The sequence below is a fragment of the Oerskovia jenensis genome, assembly GCF_016907235.1.
Classification (GTDB): Bacteria; Actinomycetota; Actinomycetes; order Actinomycetales; family Cellulomonadaceae; genus Oerskovia; species Oerskovia jenensis.
The window spans coordinates 310,451-329,908 of record NZ_JAFBBO010000001.1; the positions used below are offsets into that span (position 1 = coordinate 310,451).

Consider the following 19,458-nt stretch of genomic DNA (forward strand, 5'->3'; position numbering starts at 1 on the left):
AGTCACCAGCACCGAGAGGCGAACCCGATGACGGACTCCCCTGCCCCCGCGCTCAGCATCCCCGAGGTGGCCGCGCACGGCCGCCGCATCCTCGACGAGGTCGGTACGGCCGTCGTCGGCATGCGGGACTCGCTCGAGCTCGCGCTCGCCACGATCCTCGCGGGCGGGCACGTCCTGTTCGAGGACGTGCCGGGACTCGGCAAGACCCTCGCTGCTCGCAGCCTCGCGACCGCCCTGGGGCTCGACTTCGCGAGGCTCCAGTGCACCCCGGACCTCCTGCCCGCGGACATCACGGGGTCCTCGGTGTACGACCCGGCGACGACCGACTTCGTGTTCCGTCCCGGCCCGGTCTTCACGGGCATCTTCCTGGCGGACGAGATCAACCGGACGGCACCCAAGACGCAGTCCGCGCTCCTCGAGGCCATGGCCGAGCGGCAGGTCTCGATCGAGGGCAGCACCTACCCGCTCCAGCGGCCGTTCCACGTCCTCGCGACGTCGAACCCCGTCGAGTACGAGGGCACCTACCCGCTGCCCGAGGCGCAGCTCGACCGCTTCATGGTCCGGCTGGGCGTCGGCTACCCGGGCCGGGACGAGGAGCGCGAGGTCCTGCGTCGTCGTCTCGACCGACGTCAGGAGCAGGCGGAGGTGCGCCAGGTCGTCGACGCACGGACCGTCCTCGCGATGCAGGCAGGGGTCGAGGCGACCGACGTCGACCCCGACGTCCTCACGTACTGCGTGGACCTCGTCGCGGCCACGCGCGCCGACGCGCAGCTCGAGGTGGGAGCGTCGCCCCGTGGTTCGCAGAACCTCGTCCTGCTGGCCCGCGCCGTCGCCGCGCTGGACGGCCGGGACTACGTGCTGCCCGAGGACGTCAAGCGGGTCGCCGTCCCGGTGCTCGCGCACCGCCTGACCCTGACGCCGACGGCCTGGGCCTCGAACGCCCAGCCGCAGACCATCGTCCGCGCCATCCTCGACCGCGTCCCCGGCCCTGCTGCGGTCGCCTCCGCGACGCGATGACCTCGCTCGCCACGACGACACGCCTGACGAGCTGGCAGCAGACGACGAGCCTCGCAGCGGGCGTCGTGCTCGGCCTGGCCCTCCTCGTCACAGGTCTCCTCACGGGCCACGCCGACGTCGCCGTCCTGGGTGCGCCGGCGCTGCTCAGCGCGGCGTGGGGATGGAGCGTCCGTCCCAGGAACGAGGGCGTGGTCGTCACGTTCGAGGCGGCGGACACCACGGGCCTGCGTCCTGGCGAGCTCCGGTCCCGGCTCCGCCTCGACGTGCCCGACGACGCCACACCGGTCCGCCTGCGCGTCACCAGCCCGGGGAACGAGGACGCGGACGTCACGGTGCTGGTCGACCGGACCCGGACGCTCGACCTCACGACGCACTCGGCGCGGACCGGCCCGCACCGCATGTTCCGGGTCGACCACGTCGCGTCAGGAACCGAGGGGGTCGTCGAGTCGGTCCCGGACGCGGCCCAGTCCCCCGGGATGCTCGTCCTGCCGACCGCGCAGCCCCTCGGTCTCCTCCCGCTGCCCCGCCAGCTCGCCGGGCTCACGGGTCCGCACACGACCAGGCGCCTCGGCGACGGCACCGAGCTCCGAGACGTCCACCCCTTCGCCCCGGGCGACCGTCTGCGTCGCATCGACTGGCGCGCGACCGCACGCCGGTCCCCCGGGCTCGAGACGCTGTACGTCCGGCGCACCCAGGCCACGGCCGAGGCGACGATCGTCCTCGTCCTGGACTCGCGGGACGAGGTGGGGCCCGACGTCACGACGTGGCGGGGGCGCGGTCCGCTGCCGATGGACCGGGCGACGTCCCTGGACATCGCCCGCCATGCCGCGGCGTCGGTCGCCCAGACCGCGCTGGACGGAGGGGACAGGGTCGGGTTCGAGGATCTCGGGTGGATCCGTCGCCCTCTCCCGCCGGCAGCGGGCAAGCGCCAGCTCCAGCGGATCGTCCACGCTCTCGCCCTCGCCCACCCCATCGGTGAGCCGCGTCGACGCATGCGTCCGCCGCAGATCCCGGCGGCGGCCCTGGTCTACATGTTCTCGACCTTCCTCGACGACGAGAGCGCCATGATCGCCCAGACGTGGCGGGCGACCGGACACCCCGTGGTCGCGGTCGACATCCTCCCGACCGTCGACGTCCCCCAGGACGAGCCGGGCGTCGTGCTCGCGTGGCGCATCACGCGTCTGGAGCGCGAGCAGCGCCTCGAGGCCATCCGACGCGAGGGCGTCCTCGTGGTGCCCTGGACCGCCTCGGTGAACGGCAAGGGCGGGGCCCGGGCCGCGCTCGAGCTCGCAGCCCGTCGTCAACGTCACAGCCAGCGAGGGACGACCCGATGAGCGCGCTCCCCACCGTCCCGCCGCACGACCAGGCAGGCCCGCCGTCGACCGAGGTGAGCACGGGTCCCACGGTCGCGGGCAGCGTCCTGCAGGCGATCCTGGTCGGTGCGACGTTCCTGTTCGGCGTCCTCGCCGGGTACCAGCTCTTCCCGCTGCTCGGGAGCGTGGCCGTCGGGGTGGCCTTCGCGGCCCTCGTGGGCGCACGGCCGCACACCCCGGTGCCGCAGCTGGTGCTCTTCGTCGGAGCCTTGGCGCTGCTCGCGGGCGACACGTCGTTCGACCCGGTCGTCTTCCTGCTCCTCCCGCTCGCCCAGGTGGTGCTGCGTGCGGCGTGGTGGGCCGCGCGGGTCCCCAGGAAGGGCGGGGTCGAGCGTGCTGTCCTGCGTGCGGAGCTGCGTCGAGCCGGGCTCGTCCAGCTCGCGTGCCAAGGGCTCGCGCTCGTCGCGTTAGCGGCCTCGACGCTCGACCGCAGCGGACTCTTCGTCGTCGTGGCCGCTGTCGCGCTGATCGGGATCGTCGTCCTCGCCACCCCCCGGACCTGGTGGCGCTGACGCGACCTCGCGACCCGGCTCGAGGCCCCCTGCTCCCCCGCTGGAGCAGGGGGCCTCGTCGTCCGGTCGAACGGTGGGGCTCGACCCCGGCTTGTCCGGGCTGCTCGGTGAGTCGATCTCCTGGGTGATGTGTGTGGTCGGTACGCTTGGCACACTATTTTAGCCGGAGAAGAGAATGGCACGCAGCATCCGAGCGACTGACCTACCGTGGCCGGATGACCGACACCCCCGCCCGCCCCGTCCTGCAGCTGCGCCTGGTCGTCGAGGCGCAGGACTACGACCAGGCGCTCGCCTTCTACCGCGACGCCCTGGGCCTCCCCCAGCTCGAGGCGTACACCGGGGACGGGGACGCACGGGTCGCGATCCTCGACGCGGGACGCGCCACGCTCGAGATCGCCAACCCCGCCCAGAAGCGCTTGATCGACGACGTCGAGGTCGGCAAGCAGGTCGCTCCCCGGTTGCGCGTCGCGTTCGAGGTGACCGACGCGGCCGGCGTCACGGCCGACCTGGTCGACGCGGGGGCGTCGCTCGTGGCACCGCCCGTCCGCACCCCGTGGGACTCGCTGAACGCACGTCTCGACGCCCCCGCCGGCCTCCAGATCACGGTGTTCCAGGAGCTCGGCGGGGCGGCCACCCCCTCCCCCGCGGACGGTTCACGCGAGGGGTGACCCTCACGGCCGGGCCGGGCCGGACCGCTCGGCCGACCCGCTACTCCTGCGCGGCAGGCTCGGCCGGACCGTCGGCGGCCTCCGCGTGCCATGCGCGACGGACCTGCTCGAAGCGCGTCGGCAGGGGCGGGCGCACCCCGCCGTACCGCGCGTTGGTGCGCTGCACGAAGCGACGCCAGGACAGCACCAGGCCCTGCTTGGTGATGGGCAGCCCGCTCGCGACGGTGATGCCGTTGTCGTGCGTGTGGTGGACCGTCAGGAGCAGCGCACGCGGCACGGAGCCCTCGAGCTCGGAGCACAGCTCCTCACGGACGTCCATCCAGCGACGCAGGACCATGACCACGCCCGGCTCGAGGCGGTGCTCGCGCACGATGCGGTGCTTGCCGTGCTGCACGACGACGCTCCCCTCCCCCGCCTGAGCGCCCGTCGGCCCCAGGTCGAGAGAGTCGACCGTGCAGCGCAACAGGTCGGAGTACCGGGCACCCGTGGCCCGGGTCAGGCCGACGATGACGGCCAGGCGCACCATCTCCGGCTTGGTCGACGCGTACATCGCTCCGACCGACAGCTCGCGCCAGACCCACTCGGCCTCGTCGCGCGTGACCGGCGGACGCGGGTAGCGGGGGGCGAGTGCCTGCGGGGCCTCGACGCCCGAGGCCCCCTCGTCCGTCGAGGCTGTCCCGGGTGAGTCGGGGGTGTCGGTGACCATGGCAGGAGCCTATCTGCTTGGCACACTATTTCACTCCTGTCGTCGCAGCGTGTCGTCGCGGTCGACCGAGGGACGCCCGGCCCACGCCGTGCCGCCCCTCCCGTCCTCGACCCGCCCCTCCTGAGGGCGGGACGGGCGGGTTGGCTAGGCTGGCGCCGATGCCCTCCCTCCTGCAGTCCCCCGAGAACGCGCCGCTCCCGTCGACGATCGCCGCCCCGGTCGAGCACGAGCTCGTGATCAAGAAGTCCCGCTTCCTCACGCTCCTGCACCCCGTCGCGTCGGTCGCCGAGGCGGAGTCCGTGATCGCGAGCGTCCGCAAGGAGCACTGGGAAGCCCGGCACCACTGCACCGCGCTCGTCGTCGGGACGCACGCCGACCAGCAACGGTCGAGCGACGACGGCGAGCCCTCGGGCACGGCCGGCATCCCGATGCTCGAGGTCCTGCGGCACCGGCACGTGACCGACCTCGTCGCGGTCGTCACGCGCTACTTCGGCGGGGTGCTGCTCGGGGCGGGCGGGCTCGTCCGTGCCTACTCGAACGCCGTGAGCGAGACGCTCGACCTCGCCCCCGTGCTGCGGCGCGAGGTCATGGTCGAAGTCACGGTCGACGTCCCGCACGCCGAGGCGGGCCGGATCGGCAACGTGCTCCACGAGTGGTGCCAGGCCCGCGGCGCGGTGCTCGAGGGCGCCGTCTACGCGGCCGAGGCGACGTTCCGGCTCCTGGTCCCGCCCGCGCTCCTCGCGCCGCTCACGGCGGACCTCGCGTCGGCGTCGAGCGGGGCGGTCTCGCCCGTGGTCGGCGACGGACGGGTCGTCGACGTGCCCGCCTGAGCACCCCGGAGGCGCACGGCACGGTGCGCTCCCGGCCTCGCGACGCCGTCGGGCACCCAGGGGCCGCCAGAGCGCGTCCCGCGCCGCTCACGGGCCGCCAGCGGCCTCGTGGGGTCCGTCCCCGCCGGCCGGACGACGCCGCTCTCGACCGTCAGGCCGACCCGACGATCCCCTCGGGTCCCACGCGCGCCCCGTCCGGGACCGTCCGGGGCTCGCCGGCGTCCGCCAGGGCCGCGTCCCCTGCGGCGACGACACCCCGACCGAACGTCCAGTCACCGCGCACCGTGAGGCTCCGCGCCCCCCGCAACGACGGCGCCCCCTGCCCGAAACGCGGGTCGAAGTCACCGACGAGCTTGTAGTGCGCGCCGTCGAGGTCGATCAGCGGCGCCTCGACCTGGGCCGCGAGCGTGAAGTCGTCACCGAGCTCGTACACGTCCGAGCGCAGCAGCAACAGGTCGCTCGTGGCCTTGACCGGCAGGAAACGGCTGCGGTCCACCTCGATCACGGTCGAGCCCTCGAAGACCTCGATCGCAGCACCCATCGCCGACTCGATCTGGATCACGGGCGTCGAGGACGCGTCGGTCGGGTCCACCGTCTTGGGGTTGCGGATGAGCGGCAACCCGAGGACTCCCCCGGTCCGGTCGAGCTCGGCGGCCAGCGCGCGCAGATCGAGCCACAGGTTGTTCGTGTTGAAGTACCGGTGCCGCTCGATGTCTCCCGCGGCGACGAGGTCCTCCGCGGGCGTCTGCGCGGTCTCGCGCAGCACGAGGCGGCCGTCGGAGCGTCGCACCACGAGATGGCCGCCCTTGCGGTCCGCGGGCGTCCTGCGCGCCACCTCGGCCGCGAACGGCGCACCCGACGCCGCGAACCAGCCTGCCATGGCCGCGTCCGGTGCCGCGCCGAGGTTGTCCGAGTTCGACACGCTCGCGTACAAGCCCGCGTCCAGGAGCTGCTGGAGCGCCCCCGACGTGACGAGGGCCGTGTACAGGTCCCCGTGCCCGGGCGGGCACCACTCGAGGTCCGGGTCCGCGGGCCACTCGACGGGCTCGAGGTCGTCGGCACGCAGCTTGGGCTCGCGGTTCTGCAGGAAGTCGAGCGGCAGGCCGTCGACCGCGAGGTCCGGGTAGGCCGCGAGCGCCGCGAGCGTGTCGTCGCGGGTGCGGAAGCTGTTCATGAAGAGCAGCGGGAGGGGAGCGCCGGTGGCGGCGCGGGCGGCGCGGACCTGTCCGGCGATGATGTCGAGGAAGGTGAGGGGGCCGTGGTGGGTGTCGCGGACGGTGAGGAGGGACTTGGCGCGGTCCATGCCCATGGATGTGCCGAGGCCGCCGTTGAGCTTGACGAGTGCGGTGCGGGCGAGGGCGGCTGCCGCGTCGTGGGGGGCGATGTCGAGGTCGCGGCGGTGGGTGACGTCGGTGAGGGGTTCGACGTCGGCCTCGGGGACGGTGCCGGTGGCGCCGCCGTCGAGGAGCTCGTAGAAGCGGCTGAAGACGTCGATCGCGGTGGGGTGGACGCCGGCGTCGGCCATCTTGCGCTGGGAGTGGGTGAGGCCCTGGCTGCTCATGGTGTCGATGCTAGGTCTGGGGGCTCTCTCGTGCTGGGCGGGGTGGTGGGGCGTCGGTCACGTCGGTGGTCACTCGAAGCGTGAGGGGTCGCCTGCGCCGACGCGGACGATCTCGGCGGCGCCGGAGGAGAGGTCGACGACGGTGGTGGGCTCGGTGCCGCACTCTCCGGAGTCGACGACGGCGTCGACCTGGTGGTCGAGGGCTTCCTTGATCTCCCACCCGTGGGTCATGGGCTCGTCCTCGCCGGGCAGGAGGAGCGTGCTGGAGAGCAGGGGTTCGCCGAGGGCGCGCAGGATGGCCTGGGTGACGGCGTGGTCGGGGATGCGGACGCCGACGGTCTTCTTCTTGGGGTGGGCGAGGCGGCGGGGCACCTCGGCGGTCGCGGGCAGGATGAAGGTGTAGCTGCCGGGCGTGGAGGCCTTGATGGCGCGGAAGGCCGCGTTGTCGATCTTGACGAGCTGGCCGAGCTGGGCGAAGTCGGCGCACACGAGCGTGAAGTGGTGCTTGTCCCCGAGGTGGCGGATGTCGCGGATGCGTTGGGTGGCGCTGTGGGAGTCGATCCGGGCGCCGAGGGCGTAGCAGGAGTCGGTGGGGTAGGCGATGAGGGCGTCGTCGCGCAGGAGGGAGACGATCTGGTCGATCGCGCGGGGCTGGGGGTCGACGGGGTGGACGTCGAAGTACTTGGCCATGGCGTGAGCCTAGGCCCGCCGGGGGGCGGGCGCCGCGTGGGGCGGGGCGGGGGCGGGCGGGTCCCGTGGGGTGCGGGAGCGTGTGCCCGACGGCGAGCACGGTGGCCCGGGTGGGGGGAGAATCGGTGCGATGCGACTCGTGACCTTCAACATCCTGCACGGCCGGTCGACCAGCGACGACCTGGTGGACGTCGACCGCTTCGCTCGTGCGGTGGCCGATCTCGACGCGGACGTCCTGGCGCTGCAGGAGGTGGACCGCAACCAGCACCGCTCGGGGCGGGCCGACCTGGCACAGGTGGCGGCCGAGGCGATGGGGGCGGCGGACCACCGGTTCGCGCCGACGCTGGACCGGCGTGCGGCAGGTGGGCGGTCGCAGTACGGCGTGGCCTTGCTGTCGAGGTTTCCCGTGCTCGAGTGGCGGGTGCTGCCCCTGCCGCGCCGCCCGTGGTGGCGCCCCCTGCCCCGGGCGAACGATCAGCGGGCGCGCCGGTGGCGGCTGGACGAGCCGCGCACGGCAGTGGTCGCGGTGGTGGCGACGCCGCAGGGGCCGTTGACGGTCGCGGCGACGCATCTGAGCTTTCTCGACGGGTGGGGCGAGCACCAGCTCGAGCGGCTGGTGGCGGGCCTGGCGGGGGCGCCGCGTCCGCTCGTCCTGCTGGGGGACCTGAACCTGCGCTCGGAGATCCCTGCGACCGTCACCGGGTGGAGCCCGTTGGCGGTCGCGCGGTCCTACCCGGTCTCGCACCCGACGCTGCAGATCGATCACGTCCTGGCAGACGGCGGGGTGCGTCCGCTCGCGCCGGGCCGGGCGGTCGACACGGGGTTGTCGGACCATCGGGCGGTCGTCGTGGACGTCGAGCTCGGCGGCGCGGACATCGCGTGACACCGCTCGGCGGCACTCGGAGCCACTCGGGTCGAACGTCTGTTCGAGTCTGATTGCTCGGCCCGCCCCACTTACTCGAACACCCGTTCGATGCGGTGCGAACCGATGCTCGGAATCGCGTCGAACAGGTGTTCGATCGCTTGCCCGCCCGTGGGGAGAGGGCACTCCTCCCCCGCACCGTCCTCGCGTCAGGCCGTGGGGCCGTGCGTCACCCGGACCACGGGCAGGCGCAGCGCTGCGGGGGCGTGCGCCGGGACGAGCGGCGCGCGCGGGACGACCGGGTCCACCCGCCGGTAGTCGCTCCCGAGCGGCGGCCGGGGGTCCCGGTCACCATGGTTGGGCCACAGCGCCACCGCGCGCTCGGCCTGCGCCGTGATGGTCAGCGACGGGTTGACGCCCAGGTTCGCGCTCACGGCCGCACCGTCCAGGACGTGCAGCCCCGGGTGCCCGAACACCCGCTGGTAGGCGTCGACGACCCCCGTGGACGGCGAGGAGCCGATCGCGCACCCGCCCAGGAAGTGCGCGGTGAGCGGCATGCCGAAGGGTTCCCCGAGGCTCCCGCCGGGTGTGCCACCCATGACCCGGGCCAGCCGCCGGGCGGCCTCGTGCGCGGCGGGGATCCACCCCGGGTTCGGGGCGCCGTGGCCCTGCCGCGAGGTCATGCGGCGCCGGCCCGTCCAGGTGCGCCTCGTGTACGTCGTCAACGAGTTGTCGTGGCTCTGCATGACCAGGGCGATCACGGTGCGCTCGGACCAGCCCCGCAGGTCGAGCATGGCCGGCAGGCGGCGGCGCTGGGTCCACAGCTCACGCAACCACCCGCGGGGCGAGGGCGACGGGACGGGGTGAGCGCCGCCGTCGGGCCGCTCGCTGCCGGGCCCGGACAGGCCGCGAGCGCCGCGGGGCGTGACGAGGACGGTCTGCAGGAGCGCCATGGCGTTCGATCCGCGGCCGTAGCGCACGGGTTCGACGTGCGTGTGGGCGTCGGGGTGGAAGGACGAGGTGATGGCGACGCCGCGCGTGTAGTCGGGCACGGGGGCGTCTGCGGGTCGTGGCCGGTCGGCGGTCGCACCCAGGAGCGCCTCGGAGTTGGTGCGGGTGAGCATGCCGAGGCGCGGTGACAGCCCGGGGAGGGTGCCGGCGTCGAACTGGGCGTGCAGGAGGGCCTGGGTGCCGTGGGCGCCCGCGGCGAGGACGACGTGCGTCGCGGTCCAGCGTGCGTGCCGGGCCAGGGGGCGGTCCGTGCGCCGGGAGGTGACCTCGTAGCCGCCCCCGGGCAGCGGGGCGATGCGGGTGACGGTCGTCAGGGGGTGGATCGTGGCGCCGCCGCGCTCAGCGAGGTGGAGGTAGTTCTTGACGAGGGTGTTCTTGGCGCCGTGGCGGCACCCGGTCATGCACTGGCCGCACTCGAGGCAGCCGCGGCGCTCGGGGCCGGCGCCGCCGAAGAACGGGTCGGGCACGCGGACGCCCGGTTCCCCGAACAGCACGCCCACGGGGGCGGGCGTGAAGGTGTCCGCGACCCCCATCTCGCGGGCGACGCGGGACATGGCGTCGTCGGCGGGGGTGCGGCCCGCGTACGTGACGACGCCCAGCATGCGACGCGCCTGGTCGTAGTAGGGGGCGAGCTCGGTCTTCCAGTCGGCCAGGTGACCCCACGCGGGGTCGGTGTAGAACGCGTCGAGGGGCTCGTACAGGGTGTTGGCGTACACGAGCGAGCCGCCGCCCACCCCGGCGCCCGCGAGGACCAGGACGTCGCGCAGGCGGTGGACGCGCTGGATCCCGAGGCAGCCGAGCCGCGGGGCCCACAGGAAGTCGCGCAGGTGCCACGACGTCGCGGCGAAGTCCTCGTCGGCGAAGCGCCGGCCCGCCTCCAGGACCGCGACCCGGTAGCCCTTCTCGGTCAGGCGCAAGGCCGCGACCGACCCGCCGAAGCCCGAGCCGACGACGAGCACGTCGACGTCGCGGGCCCCGGCGCCCCGGGGGGGCGAGGTCCGGGGCGGCACGCTCCGGGGCGGCGCCGCCGGCCCGTGGTGGCCGGGGGTGTCACCCGGGCGGTCGTCGTGGGTCATGGTCGTGGCCACCTCGATCCGTCACCCGGGCGCACCGTCGCGCCCGGCAGAGGCCCATCCTGCCACCGGGGAGGACGCCACCGCCGGGGCGCGGGGGGACCTGTTCTGCGCCTCACCCTGCGAGTCCGCGAGCGCCGACCTAGCGTGGGGAGCATCCCGAAGAAGACCGCTTCGCTCGCACGTGGGCCGCGACCGCGGCCTCCCCGTCGCCCTGGCGGCGCCTGCGTGGAGCGACCCAGAAGGAGGACCGCATGTCGGACCAGACCCCAGCCTTCCCCGCCCAGCAGCAGGAGCCTCCGGGCCTGACGAACCCCATGGACCCGCTCCCCGACCACGGCGAGTCGTCCTACCGGGGGTCGGGCAGGCTCGAGGGCCTGCGGGCCCTGGTCACGGGGGGCGACTCGGGGATCGGGCGCGCGGTGGCGATCGCGTTCGCCCGGGAGGGGGCCGACGTCGCGATCGGCTACCTGCCCGAGGAGCAGGAGGACGCCGAGGAGACCGCGCGCTGGGTGCGTGAGGCGGGCCGCACGGCCGTCCTGCTGCCCGGGGACCTGCGCGAGGAGCCGGCGTGCCGCGCGCTCGTCACCGACGCCGTCGCGCAGCTCGGCGGGCTGGACGTCCTGGTGAACAACGCCGGCTTCCAGATGGCCCGGCGGTCCTCGATCGCCGACGTCACGACCGAGGACCTGGACCGGGTGCTCAAGACCAACCTGTACGCCCTGTTCTGGGTCACCCAGGCGGCGCTCGGGCACCTGGGCGAGGGGGGTTCGATCATCAACGTCTCCTCGATCCAGGCGTACCAGCCGTCCACGTCGCTCCTGGACTACGCGTCGACCAAGGCCGCGATCAACAACTTCACGGTCAACCTGGCCGCGGAGGTCGGCGAGCGGGGCATCCGGGTCAACGCCGTGGCGCCGGGGCCGATCTGGACGCCGTTGCAGCCCGCGACGCAGCCGCCCGAGAAGATCGAGCAGTTCGGCGCCGACACCCCGCTGGGCCGTGCCGGGCAGCCGGCCGAGGTCGCGCCGGCGTTCGTCTTCCTCGCCTCCCCCGCCGACGCGAGCTACGTGTCGGGGACCGTGCTCGGTGTCACGGGCGGCAAGCCGGTCTTCTGAGGCCGGCGCGCCCCGGGGGCGGTCCGACCGACCCCCGGGGCGCGCCGTGCGTGGCCCTCCGGCCCCCGGGCCGTGCTCCGGGAGGCTGGGTGTCTCCCGCGTGCACCCCCGGACCGCGTAGCGTTGCCCCCGAGAGGTGGAGGCTCGGCGCGATCGTGCGTCGGCGACCGGCCACCCCCGAGCGCGAACGGGAAACGCACGATGACTCAGGAGCTGCAGCAGTCGACGCAGGACAGCGCCCTCACGACCCCTACGAGCGCCGAGTACGGCACGGGGGCGACCCCGGCCACGACCATCGAGTCTTCGGTCGCGGCCGCCGCCCGGGCGCTCGCCGAGGAGCCCAGCCTCCAGGAGACCCTCGACCGGACCGTGGAGCTCGCGGTCGCGATGGTCGACGGGTGCGACGCCGCGGGCATCTCGCTCGTCACGCGCAAGGGAACCATCGAGACCCCGGCGGCCTCGCACGAGCTCGCCCGGCGCGGTGACGAGCTCCAGTACGAGCTCAACGAGGGTCCGTGCCTGGACGCCATCCGTGAGACCGACCTCGTGCGCACCAACGACCTGGGGGCGGAGCCCCGTTGGCAGCGGTGGGCAGACCGCGTCCACGACGAGCTCGGGGTGCGCTCGATGCTGTGCGTCCAGCTGTTCACGAGCGAGACGTCGCACGGCGCCCTGAACCTGTACTCGCGCTCCGAGGGCGCCTTTCCCGCGACGACGCTCTCGATCGTCTCGACGTTCGCCGCGGTGGCCGCCGCGGCCCTGACGGCCGCGCGCACCGAGGAGCAGCTCACGAGCGCCGTGCAGACCCGCACCGTGATCGGCCAGGCCCAGGGCATCCTCATGGAGCGCTACCAGCTCTCGGCGCAGCGCGCGTTCTCGGTCCTGAGCAGGGTCTCGCAGGACTCGAACGTCAAGCTCTACGACCTGGCCCGCCAGATCGTCGAGACGCGCGAGTTCCCTGTGAAGTAGGCGGGTGTCCGGTGCGCGGCCCGAGGGCGCTCACCGGACACCCGGTCGGGCTCAGCCCGCGACCACGCCCTTGCGCCGGAAGAGCTGCGCTCCTCCCGGACGGCTCACGCTGCCCGGCTCGAGGGCCGCCAGGCAGGCGTCGACGCGCTCCTTGGCCCGGTCCCCCAGGCCACCGGTGGCCGCGATCGCGTCGATCAGCTCGCGCGCCACGTCGGGCAGTCGCCGGCTGCTCTCGCTCGCGTGCACGACGAGCAGGTCCAGCGCGCCGTCGGGGTCGACCCCGTGCGAGGCCATGATGACGCCCTTGGCCTGGTCGACCACGGCACGGTCCTGGAGCCCGACCGCGACCTGACGGGTCACCTCCCGACGCAGCGCGTCCTCGTACGCGGCCGACGTGTCGATCACCATGCCGATCACCTCGACCACGGCCCCCGAGGCGTCGCGGCGTCCCTGGCCCGTGACCGTGACGGTCTTGGTCCGTCCGCGCGCGTCGACGATGCGGTGGCTGGTGCTGAAGGGACGCCCGGTCGTGCGCAGCAGCGCGAGGTCGCGCAGGACCGCGTCGCGGTCGTCGGGATGCTTGTGCTGAGCGAGGAGCGCCGCGCTCGGGGTCACGGTGTCGGGGGTCAGGGCGTGCAGCAGGTAGACCTCGTCGGACCACCACCACTCGCCCGTGCGCAGGTCGACGCGGTACTGGCCGGTGGGATGGGCCCGCCCGATGCTCAACGCCTCGGCGAGCGGGTCGCGCCGACGGCGGCGGGGGGTCTGGTCGGTAGGCATGGTGGCTCGCTCTCAGCACGTACGTGTCGAGGGGCCGCTTCCTGACTCCTGGAAGCCCTAGCCTAGACCGCCGGTCGCGCAGGTCCAACCCTGCTCTGGCCTCACGCCCCGTGCGCGTGGTGCGGCGGGCGCGGGTAGAGGGTGTGCTCGGTGTGGTGCAGCACGTTCGTGACGAGCGCCTCGACGTGCTCGGTCGCGGGGGCGTAGTAGACGCTCGTGCCCTCGCGCCGTGACGTCACGAGGTGCCCGGCGCGCAGCTTCGCGAGGTGCTGCGAGATCGCGGGGACGGGCCGGTCGAGGGCGTCGGCGATGGCGGTCACCGACATCTCGGTGCCCGTCAGGAGCTGGAGCACCGCCAGGCGCGTGCGGTCGGCGAGCAGGCGCAGCACCTCGACCGCCCGCTCGAGGTCGACCTCGGGTGGCGCGACGGGGCGCGAGTCACGATCTGTGGTGGCCATCCCCCTCATGCTCCCACTCCCGCGGTCGTCCGTGGGGGACGTGCACCCCCTGCTGCGCCGTCGGACGAGACCGGGAGCGCGCCGGGTGCCCCTCCCGTGCCGCGCCACAGCACGTGCGCGACGAACGTCGCCGCTGCGGCGACCAGGGCGAGCACCGTCGCGGCCTGCGCCACGCCCAGCACACCGACCCACCCGGCGAGGAGGTAGGTCACGAGCCAGCACGCGTGGGACGACGAGAACTGCGCCGCGAACGCGTCGTGCAGGTCGCGGCGGTCCACCGAGCGCCGCACGACGCGCCCGACGGGCGTCTCGACCGCGGACCACCCCGCCCCGATCGCGACCCAGGCCACGCACACCACGGCCGGCACGGCGCCCGGGGGCGCGGCGAGCACGAGGGGGACGACGGCGCAGCCCGCCGTGAGCAGGACCGCTCCCCCGAGCATCACACGACGCTCGGACCGGGAGCGCAGGACCCGGGGCAGGACGAGCGCGGCGACCACGGACCCGCCGCCGCACACGGCCAGGAGGAGGGCGACGCCGTCGGGACCGAGGCCCAGGACGGTGCGCGCGATCACGACCGTCTGCACCAGGACGAACGCCCCGGCAGCGGCCACCGCGAGGTTCAGCGCGAGCACGGGCCGCAGCGCGGGCGTGCGGACGACGAGGGTCGCCCCGCGCCGCAGGCGGACCCCGAATCGCTCACGGTCGCCCGCGCCCGGGGTCGCGGCACCCCCCGGCGTCGCGTCGAGGGCTCCCAGGCCCCGCGGGAGCGCGACCGAGGCGACGAGCAGGGCCGAGGCCCCGAACCCCGCCGCCGTCCCCCCGAAGAGCTGAGCCGGGGTCAGGACGAGCAGGAGCAGGGCCGCGAGCGCCGGGGACACGACGGCCTCGAGGTCGTAGGCGAGCCGCGACAGGGACAGGGCGGCGGTGTAGTCGCGCTCGTCGGGCAGGACGTCGGGGACGACGGACTGGAACGTGGGGGTGAACGTCGCGGACGCGCCCTGGAGGAGCAGGACGAGCACGAGGACCTGCCACACCTCCCCCACGAACGGCAGGGCGAGCGCGGCGGCCAGGCGGACCAGGTCCGCGCCGACCAGGACCCGACGCCGTGGCAGGCGGGCGACGAGGGCGGCCGCGAGGGGCGCGAGCACGACGTAGGCGACCATCTTGACCGTGAGCACGGTCCCGAGCACGGCCCCTGCGCGCGGCCCGGCGAGGTCGTGGGCCAGCAGTCCGAGCGCGACGGTCGCGACCCCGGTGCCCGCGAGGGCGACGACCTGCGCGGCGAACAGGCGCCGGTAGGCGGGGTGGGCGAGGGCCGAGAGCATGACACCATGGTGGCGCGTACTTGCGTAATGATGCAACTATGCAACCCGTCGCGGTGGCCTCCGGCGTGGCGTCCGGCGTGGGATCCTGGTGGAGTGTCCGACCTGACGTCCCGCCGCATCCCGCCCGGCCCCGTCCTCCAGGCGCTGCGCACCCACCGCTACCTGCCGGACTGGGCCCTGGACGTGCCCCAGCTCGCGCTCGAGCACGCCCTGCGCCTCGCCGACGGCGACCCGCACCGGCTCGTCCTCGAGGACGACGGCACCATCCGGGTCGAGAACAGCCCGCGGCCCTGAGGCTCGGCGGACCCTCAGCGCTTCCCGTACGGGTACACGTCGGCGAGCACGGGCTCGAACGGCCTCGATCGCAACGACATGCCGGCCTCCTGGGGCGTGCGACCGGCCTTGGCGCTGTTGCACGGCTCGCAGGCCGCCACCGCGTTGAGCCAGGTCGTGGTCCCGCCCTGGCACCTGGGCACCACGTGATCCATGGTCGTGGCCGGAGCCCCGCAGTACCCGCACCGGTTCTTGTCGCGACGCAGCAGCGCGGCACGCGAGTACGGGACCCGGCCCGTCCGGTCGTAGACCCAGCGGGAGTGGACGTAACGGACGAGCTCGACCGAGACAGGGCGCTGGTAGGGGCCGAAGCTCTCGCCCTCGACGGCCTCCCGCACGGCCGCCACCCGGCGGTGCAGCATGCGGATCGCGTGGCCGAGCGAGACCCGGCCCAGCACCTGCCCGCCACCCAGGTTGTAGATGAGGACCTCGCTCATCGACCGACTCCCTGTCTGCGACCCGCGGAGCCGAGATCCTCGGCACCACGGGCCACCCACGTCGTCTGCGGAGAGGGCGGGAATCGAACCCGCCCCACGAGGCGCTGGTGCGCCCCGTCGCCGTCCTTGGCACATGCCTCTCCAGGGGTGCCGCCCGACTGCAGTCCGGGCGACTTGGAACCTCCACGCACACCACGGGTCCCCGTCGTGGCCAGGTTCATGTGCCTGGCTCGCCGCGCTACCACTGTGGCGCGGTCTCGTGTGCGTCAGCTCGTGCGGGCCGCCGGAGCGGCACCTCATGAGAACGGGTCAGGAGCGGACGGTGCTCGGGCTGCCCCGAACGACGACCGGCCTCCTGACCGGACGACCACCACAGTAGCGGGCCGCCCCTGGGCCAGGGCAAGGGGTTTTCTGGGGAGATCCTGCAGGCGTCGTGCACGCGGCCCGTCGACGCGTCGGACCCGTGCCCGCGCGCCCCACCGCGAGGACACCCGGGGGGTCTCGTGGTGGGCCGGTCGGGCGACCGGCCACCCGGACGCCGCGCCGGCCTCACCCCCGGCAGTCCGCGCACGTCCCGGACAGTGCGACGTGCGCGGGGGCGAGCACGAAGCGCGCCTCGGTCGCCAACCAGGACGTCACGGGGTCGAGCAGGTCGCCCGGCAGGTCGATGATGCGCCCGCACGTGTCGCAGATCGCGTGCAGGTGCTCCCGGACCGGTGCGCCGCGGGCCAGGTGGTAGGCGGTCGCGCCGCCGCCGATGTGGACGTGGGTCACCACGCCCAGGAACGTGAGCCGGTCGACCGTGCGGTACACCGTCGCCCGGTGGATGCCCGGATGGCGGTCGTGGACCCGCGCGCAGAGGTCGTCGGCGCTCGGGTGCCCCTCGCCGGTCGCGAGGACCTCCAGGACGGCGCGGCGCGCCTCGGTCACGCGGTGCCCGCCGGCCCGCAGCCGGGCCAGGGCCTCCTCGACGCGCTCGTCGACGGTCTCGTCCGTCACAGGGCCGCGATCCCGTCGCCGACCATCTTGGCCCCGAGGACCAGGAGCAGCACGGCCATGATGACGGCGTTGTTCTGGATCATCCAGGCCTTGAGCTCGTCGAGCAGCCGCGCGGCCCGGGCGCCCATGGACAGGTAGATCACCACGGGGGCCGCGACGCCGAGGCTCGCCACCACGACGAACACCGCGAGCGCCCCGAGCTGCTCGGACGTCTGGGACGTCGCTGCGGCGATGGCCGCGGCCCCGGACACCACGAGCAGCAGGTTCTTGGGGTTGACGGCCCCGAGCAGGACCGCGAGGCCGAACGCCTTGACGGGGGTGAACGCGTCGATCGCGCTCATCCACCTCGGTGTCTGCGGGCTCACGCCCTCGCGCGGACGCCCGCGCCACTGGCTGAACGCGAGGAGCAGCAGCAGGACACCCAGGACGATCTTGACGACGCTCGCCCACGCGGGCGGCCCGGCCGCGTCGGGCGTGGCCGCCCCGGCCACGAGCAGCACGATCGACCCGAGGGCCGCGATCCCCACGATCCACCCCAGCAGGAACGAGAAGCCGTTGGCCTTCGCCTTCTTGCTCACGAGCATCAGCACGACCGCCACGATGGGCATGGGGCTGATGAGGACACCTACCGCGATGGGTAGGGACTGCCCGATGGCTGGACCCACGGCACCTCCTCTCGTCGTGCGGTGGGCACCCGAGCGCCGCACCGCGACCGTCGTCCTGGACTCCTGGCCCTCGACCCGGCCGGGACCGGGACGCCGGCACGCCGGACCGGTCACCCCGACCGTAGTGCCGCGCTCCCCGTCCCGCGCGCGAAGACCGGTCGGGCGGGAGGTGGGCCGCGCCGTCGGGCCTCAGGGGCCGGGTGCGCCCACGGGTGCGTCGCCCGCCGTGCCGTCCGTGGCCCCCGGCCCGCCCGCGAGCGCGGCGGCCAGCGCGCCGTCGACGTCGGGGTAGGTGGGGGGCAGCTCGTCGGGCCCGACGGCGCCGCGCAGCACGTCCCGCACCTGGCCCACGTCGCGGGCCAGGACGAGGCGCGCACCACCCCGGTCGAGGTCACGGGCCAGGGTCACGAGCATCTCGGCGGCCTCGACGTCGACGAACGGCACGGTCTCGGCGTCCAGGACCACGACGCGGGGCGAGGCGTCGGCGGCGAGGCGACGAACGGCCGCTCGCACGGTGTCGGCGTTGGCGAAGAACAGGCCCGACTCGACGCGCACCACGAGGGCGCCCTCGACGCCCTGGCCCCCGTCCTTGCCTGTGGCCACCCGACGCGCCCTGTCGACCCAGACGCCGTGCGTGTTGCGCACGAGCACGGCCACGTGCGGGCGCGAGGCCCGGTCCAGGAGCAGGAAGAGGGACAGGACGATCCCGAGCACCAGGCCGGGCAGGGTGTCGAACACCAGGACGCCGACCATGGCCGCGAGCGCCGCCCAGAAGTCGTGCCGGGCCGCTCCCCCGTACAGCGCCTTGGTGCGCGGGGTCGCGAGGCGGAACAGGCGACGCAGGGCCTTGACGTCGACGAGCTCGATCACCGCGGCGATGACGACCGCGGCGAGCGTGGCCTCGGGCAGGGACTCGAACACGGGCGTGAGGAACAGCAGCGTCAGGAGGGTCAGCGCCGCGGCGACGAGCCCCGAGACCTGGCTCCTGGCCCCCGCTCCGCCGTTGACCGCGGTCTTGGACAGGCTGCCGTTGACGACCATCCCGGACGCGAGGCCCGAGCCGAGGTTCGCGGCGCCCATGCCGACGAGCTCGCGGTCGGGGTCGATGTCGTAGCCCTCGCGCGAGGCGTACGTCTTGGCCGCCCCGAGGGCCTCGGCGAAGCCCACGAGCATGACGCCCGCGGCCGGGCCGATCAGGTCGGTGTAGGTGTTCCAGTCGATGCCCGTGGGCAGCCCGAGCGCGGGCAGCCCGGCCTGGATGGGGCCGACGATCTCGACGCCGTCGTCGTCGAGCCCGAGCAGCAGGACGAGCGCGATCCCGATCCCGACCACGACGAGCGAGCCGGGCACCTGGGGCAACCAGCGCCTGATCGCGAGGACCGCCGCGAGGGACCCCAGGCCCAGGACCACGGTCAGGGAGTGCGCGGTGCCGAGCTCGGTGAGGATGGCCCAGAGCTTCTCGAAGAAGTTCCCCTCGCCCTTGTCGACGCCCAGCAGGGCGGGCACCTGCCCGATGACGATCGTGAGCGCGAGGCCCACGATGAACCCCTTGAGCACGGGTTCGGAGATGAACGAGGCCAGGAACCCGAGGCGTGCGATGCCCGCCACCAGGCACAGGACGCCGGTCACGAGCGCGACGGCCGTGGTCAGTGCGACGAAGGCCGCGTCGTCACCGGGCCGGAAGGCCGCGACCACGCTCGCGGACAGGGCCGCGGTCGCGGACATGGGCCCCACGACCAGGTGGCGGGAGCTGCCGAACGCCGCGTACAGGACCAGCGAGGGCACCGCGGCGTACAGGCCCACGACGGGCGAGACGCCCGCGATGGTCGCGTACGCGAGCGACTCGGGCACGAGCACGGCCCACACCGTCAGTCCCGCGACGACGTCGCCCCGCAGCCACGCCCCGCGGTACCCCTGCAACGACGCGAACACGAACCAGGGGCGCCGCGCCCTCGTCGGTGGCCTGGTGCTCGTCGGCATGTGCCCGCCTCTCGCCCGTGCGGCGCCGCGCGCGCCTCACCGGCGAACGTATCCGTGCGGGCGGCGGTCGGCATCAGGAAGAGCCGCC

General features: G+C 74.2%; 20 protein-coding genes and 1 tRNA gene. 9 read left to right on the plus strand and 12 right to left on the minus strand.

What is annotated here, in order from left to right; genetic code table 11:
* The first annotated feature begins 27 nt into the window (after positions 1–27).
* From JOD49_RS01425 to JOD49_RS01440, 4 genes are all read left to right on the plus strand, one after another.
* Positions 28–1,017 (plus strand): AAA family ATPase, encoded by a 990-nt coding sequence (locus tag JOD49_RS01425; RefSeq protein WP_205305659.1) that lies wholly within the window; start codon positions 28–30, stop codon positions 1,015–1,017.
* Entirely contained in the window at positions 1,014–2,351 is a 1,338-nt protein-coding gene (locus tag JOD49_RS01430) for a DUF58 domain-containing protein (protein ID WP_205305660.1), read from the plus strand. The genes JOD49_RS01425 and JOD49_RS01430 overlap by 4 nt, the downstream gene beginning before the upstream one ends.
* Positions 2,348–2,902: a hypothetical protein gene (locus JOD49_RS01435; RefSeq protein ID WP_205305661.1), complete on the plus strand. Its 555-nt coding sequence runs from the start codon at positions 2,348–2,350 to the stop codon at positions 2,900–2,902. Before JOD49_RS01430 ends, JOD49_RS01435 begins: the two co-directional genes overlap by 4 nt.
* A gap of 215 nt (positions 2,903–3,117) precedes the next feature.
* Positions 3,118–3,570 carry a VOC family protein gene (locus JOD49_RS01440; protein WP_205305662.1) on the plus strand — a complete coding sequence of 151 codons (453 nt, stop codon included), beginning with the start codon at positions 3,118–3,120 and terminating at the stop codon, positions 3,568–3,570.
* A 40-nt stretch (positions 3,571–3,610) separates the two neighbouring features.
* Here the strand turns inward: JOD49_RS01440 and JOD49_RS01445 are convergent, their stop codons facing one another.
* Positions 3,611–4,276, minus strand: coding sequence for a site-specific integrase (locus JOD49_RS01445; protein WP_239525118.1), 666 nt, complete (start codon positions 4,274–4,276; stop codon positions 3,611–3,613).
* 158 nt (positions 4,277–4,434) lie between these two features.
* Here JOD49_RS01445 and JOD49_RS01450 point away from each other — a divergent pair, with 158 nt between their 5' ends.
* Positions 4,435–5,106, plus strand: coding sequence for a YigZ family protein (locus JOD49_RS01450; protein WP_205305663.1), 672 nt, complete (start codon positions 4,435–4,437; stop codon positions 5,104–5,106).
* 151 nt (positions 5,107–5,257) lie between these two features.
* On the opposite strand, the gene JOD49_RS01455 is transcribed toward JOD49_RS01450, so the two are convergent.
* Both JOD49_RS01455 and JOD49_RS01460 read right to left on the minus strand, forming a co-directional pair.
* Positions 5,258–6,667 carry a UTP--glucose-1-phosphate uridylyltransferase gene (locus tag JOD49_RS01455; protein ID WP_205305664.1) on the minus strand — a complete coding sequence of 470 codons (1,410 nt, stop codon included), beginning with the start codon at positions 6,665–6,667 and terminating at the stop codon, positions 5,258–5,260.
* A 69-nt stretch (positions 6,668–6,736) separates the two neighbouring features.
* A complete protein-coding gene (locus JOD49_RS01460; protein ID WP_205305665.1) occupies positions 6,737–7,357 on the minus strand; it encodes an L-threonylcarbamoyladenylate synthase in 621 nt (206 codons plus the stop codon).
* 130 nt (positions 7,358–7,487) lie between these two features.
* Between JOD49_RS01460 and JOD49_RS01465 the strand changes: the two genes are divergently transcribed.
* Complete coding sequence (locus tag JOD49_RS01465) at positions 7,488–8,240, plus strand: endonuclease/exonuclease/phosphatase family protein (protein WP_205305666.1); 753 nt, start codon at positions 7,488–7,490, stop codon at positions 8,238–8,240.
* A 188-nt stretch (positions 8,241–8,428) separates the two neighbouring features.
* Here JOD49_RS01465 and JOD49_RS01470 read toward each other — a convergent pair whose 3' ends face one another.
* The gene (locus JOD49_RS01470; RefSeq protein ID WP_205305667.1) at positions 8,429–10,306 is read right to left on the minus strand and encodes an FAD-dependent oxidoreductase; all 1,878 of its coding nucleotides are present in this window, start codon (positions 10,304–10,306) and stop codon (positions 8,429–8,431) included.
* A gap of 251 nt (positions 10,307–10,557) precedes the next feature.
* Between JOD49_RS01470 and JOD49_RS01475 the strand changes: the two genes are divergently transcribed.
* The gene (locus JOD49_RS01475; RefSeq protein ID WP_205305668.1) at positions 10,558–11,421 is read left to right on the plus strand and encodes an SDR family oxidoreductase; all 864 of its coding nucleotides are present in this window, start codon (positions 10,558–10,560) and stop codon (positions 11,419–11,421) included.
* Positions 11,422–11,622: 201 nt separating this feature from the next.
* A complete protein-coding gene (locus tag JOD49_RS01480; RefSeq protein ID WP_205305669.1) occupies positions 11,623–12,390 on the plus strand; it encodes a GAF and ANTAR domain-containing protein in 768 nt (255 codons plus the stop codon).
* A 51-nt stretch (positions 12,391–12,441) separates the two neighbouring features.
* Here the strand turns inward: JOD49_RS01480 and JOD49_RS01485 are convergent, their stop codons facing one another.
* The 3 genes from JOD49_RS01485 to JOD49_RS01495 all read right to left on the minus strand — a co-directional run bounded on the left by JOD49_RS01485 (position 12,442) and on the right by JOD49_RS01495 (position 14,956).
* Positions 12,442–13,170 (minus strand): PAS and ANTAR domain-containing protein, encoded by a 729-nt coding sequence (locus JOD49_RS01485; protein ID WP_205305670.1) that lies wholly within the window; start codon positions 13,168–13,170, stop codon positions 12,442–12,444.
* Positions 13,171–13,271: 101 nt separating this feature from the next.
* Positions 13,272–13,628, minus strand: a complete 357-nt coding sequence (locus JOD49_RS01490; RefSeq protein WP_205305671.1) for an ArsR/SmtB family transcription factor — start codon at positions 13,626–13,628, stop codon at positions 13,272–13,274.
* A 5-nt stretch (positions 13,629–13,633) separates the two neighbouring features.
* A complete protein-coding gene (locus JOD49_RS01495; protein WP_205305672.1) occupies positions 13,634–14,956 on the minus strand; it encodes an MFS transporter in 1,323 nt (440 codons plus the stop codon).
* Between the two features lie 93 nt (positions 14,957–15,049).
* Between JOD49_RS01495 and JOD49_RS01500 the strand changes: the two genes are divergently transcribed.
* Positions 15,050–15,250 carry a hypothetical protein gene (locus tag JOD49_RS01500; protein ID WP_205305673.1) on the plus strand — a complete coding sequence of 67 codons (201 nt, stop codon included), beginning with the start codon at positions 15,050–15,052 and terminating at the stop codon, positions 15,248–15,250.
* Between the two features lie 14 nt (positions 15,251–15,264).
* Here the strand turns inward: JOD49_RS01500 and JOD49_RS01505 are convergent, their stop codons facing one another.
* The 5 genes from JOD49_RS01505 to JOD49_RS01525 form a co-directional block, all read right to left on the minus strand.
* Entirely contained in the window at positions 15,265–15,726 is a 462-nt protein-coding gene (locus JOD49_RS01505; protein WP_205305674.1) for an HNH endonuclease, read from the minus strand.
* A 68-nt stretch (positions 15,727–15,794) separates the two neighbouring features.
* A tRNA-OTHER gene (locus JOD49_RS01510) sits at positions 15,795–15,893 on the minus strand.
* Positions 15,894–16,275: 382 nt separating this feature from the next.
* Complete coding sequence (locus JOD49_RS01515; protein WP_205305675.1) at positions 16,276–16,725, minus strand: Fur family transcriptional regulator; 450 nt, start codon at positions 16,723–16,725, stop codon at positions 16,276–16,278.
* Positions 16,722–17,390: a GAP family protein gene (locus JOD49_RS01520; RefSeq protein ID WP_205305676.1), complete on the minus strand. Its 669-nt coding sequence runs from the start codon at positions 17,388–17,390 to the stop codon at positions 16,722–16,724. The genes JOD49_RS01515 and JOD49_RS01520 overlap by 4 nt, the downstream gene beginning before the upstream one ends.
* A 189-nt stretch (positions 17,391–17,579) precedes the next feature.
* On the minus strand, positions 17,580–19,370 hold the full coding sequence (locus JOD49_RS01525; RefSeq protein ID WP_205305677.1) for a SulP family inorganic anion transporter: 1,791 nt from the start codon (positions 19,368–19,370) through the stop codon (positions 17,580–17,582).
* Positions 19,371–19,458: the final 88 nt, after the last annotated feature.

Excerpts from the sequence above, each read along its gene's own strand:
- JOD49_RS01425 (WP_205305659.1), top strand. The coding sequence starts at position 28 with ATGACGGACTCCCCTGCCCCCGCGCTCAGCATCCCCGAGGTGGCCGCG.
- JOD49_RS01430 (WP_205305660.1), top strand. The coding sequence starts at position 1,014 with ATGACCTCGCTCGCCACGACGACACGCCTGACGAGCTGGCAGCAGACG.
- JOD49_RS01435 (WP_205305661.1), top strand. The coding sequence starts at position 2,348 with ATGAGCGCGCTCCCCACCGTCCCGCCGCACGACCAGGCAGGCCCGCCG.
- JOD49_RS01440 (WP_205305662.1), top strand. The coding sequence starts at position 3,118 with ATGACCGACACCCCCGCCCGCCCCGTCCTGCAGCTGCGCCTGGTCGTC.
- JOD49_RS01445 (WP_239525118.1), bottom strand. The coding sequence starts at position 4,276 with ATGGTCACCGACACCCCCGACTCACCCGGGACAGCCTCGACGGACGAG.
- JOD49_RS01450 (WP_205305663.1), top strand. The coding sequence starts at position 4,435 with ATGCCCTCCCTCCTGCAGTCCCCCGAGAACGCGCCGCTCCCGTCGACG.
- JOD49_RS01455 (WP_205305664.1), bottom strand. The coding sequence starts at position 6,667 with ATGAGCAGCCAGGGCCTCACCCACTCCCAGCGCAAGATGGCCGACGCC.
- JOD49_RS01460 (WP_205305665.1), bottom strand. The coding sequence starts at position 7,357 with ATGGCCAAGTACTTCGACGTCCACCCCGTCGACCCCCAGCCCCGCGCG.
- JOD49_RS01465 (WP_205305666.1), top strand. The coding sequence starts at position 7,488 with ATGCGACTCGTGACCTTCAACATCCTGCACGGCCGGTCGACCAGCGAC.
- JOD49_RS01470 (WP_205305667.1), bottom strand. The coding sequence starts at position 10,306 with ATGACCCACGACGACCGCCCGGGTGACACCCCCGGCCACCACGGGCCG.
- JOD49_RS01475 (WP_205305668.1), top strand. The coding sequence starts at position 10,558 with ATGTCGGACCAGACCCCAGCCTTCCCCGCCCAGCAGCAGGAGCCTCCG.
- JOD49_RS01480 (WP_205305669.1), top strand. The coding sequence starts at position 11,623 with ATGACTCAGGAGCTGCAGCAGTCGACGCAGGACAGCGCCCTCACGACC.
- JOD49_RS01485 (WP_205305670.1), bottom strand. The coding sequence starts at position 13,170 with ATGCCTACCGACCAGACCCCCCGCCGCCGTCGGCGCGACCCGCTCGCC.
- JOD49_RS01490 (WP_205305671.1), bottom strand. The coding sequence starts at position 13,628 with ATGGCCACCACAGATCGTGACTCGCGCCCCGTCGCGCCACCCGAGGTC.
- JOD49_RS01495 (WP_205305672.1), bottom strand. The coding sequence starts at position 14,956 with ATGCTCTCGGCCCTCGCCCACCCCGCCTACCGGCGCCTGTTCGCCGCG.
- JOD49_RS01505 (WP_205305674.1), bottom strand. The coding sequence starts at position 15,726 with ATGAGCGAGGTCCTCATCTACAACCTGGGTGGCGGGCAGGTGCTGGGC.
- JOD49_RS01525 (WP_205305677.1), bottom strand. The coding sequence starts at position 19,370 with ATGCCGACGAGCACCAGGCCACCGACGAGGGCGCGGCGCCCCTGGTTC.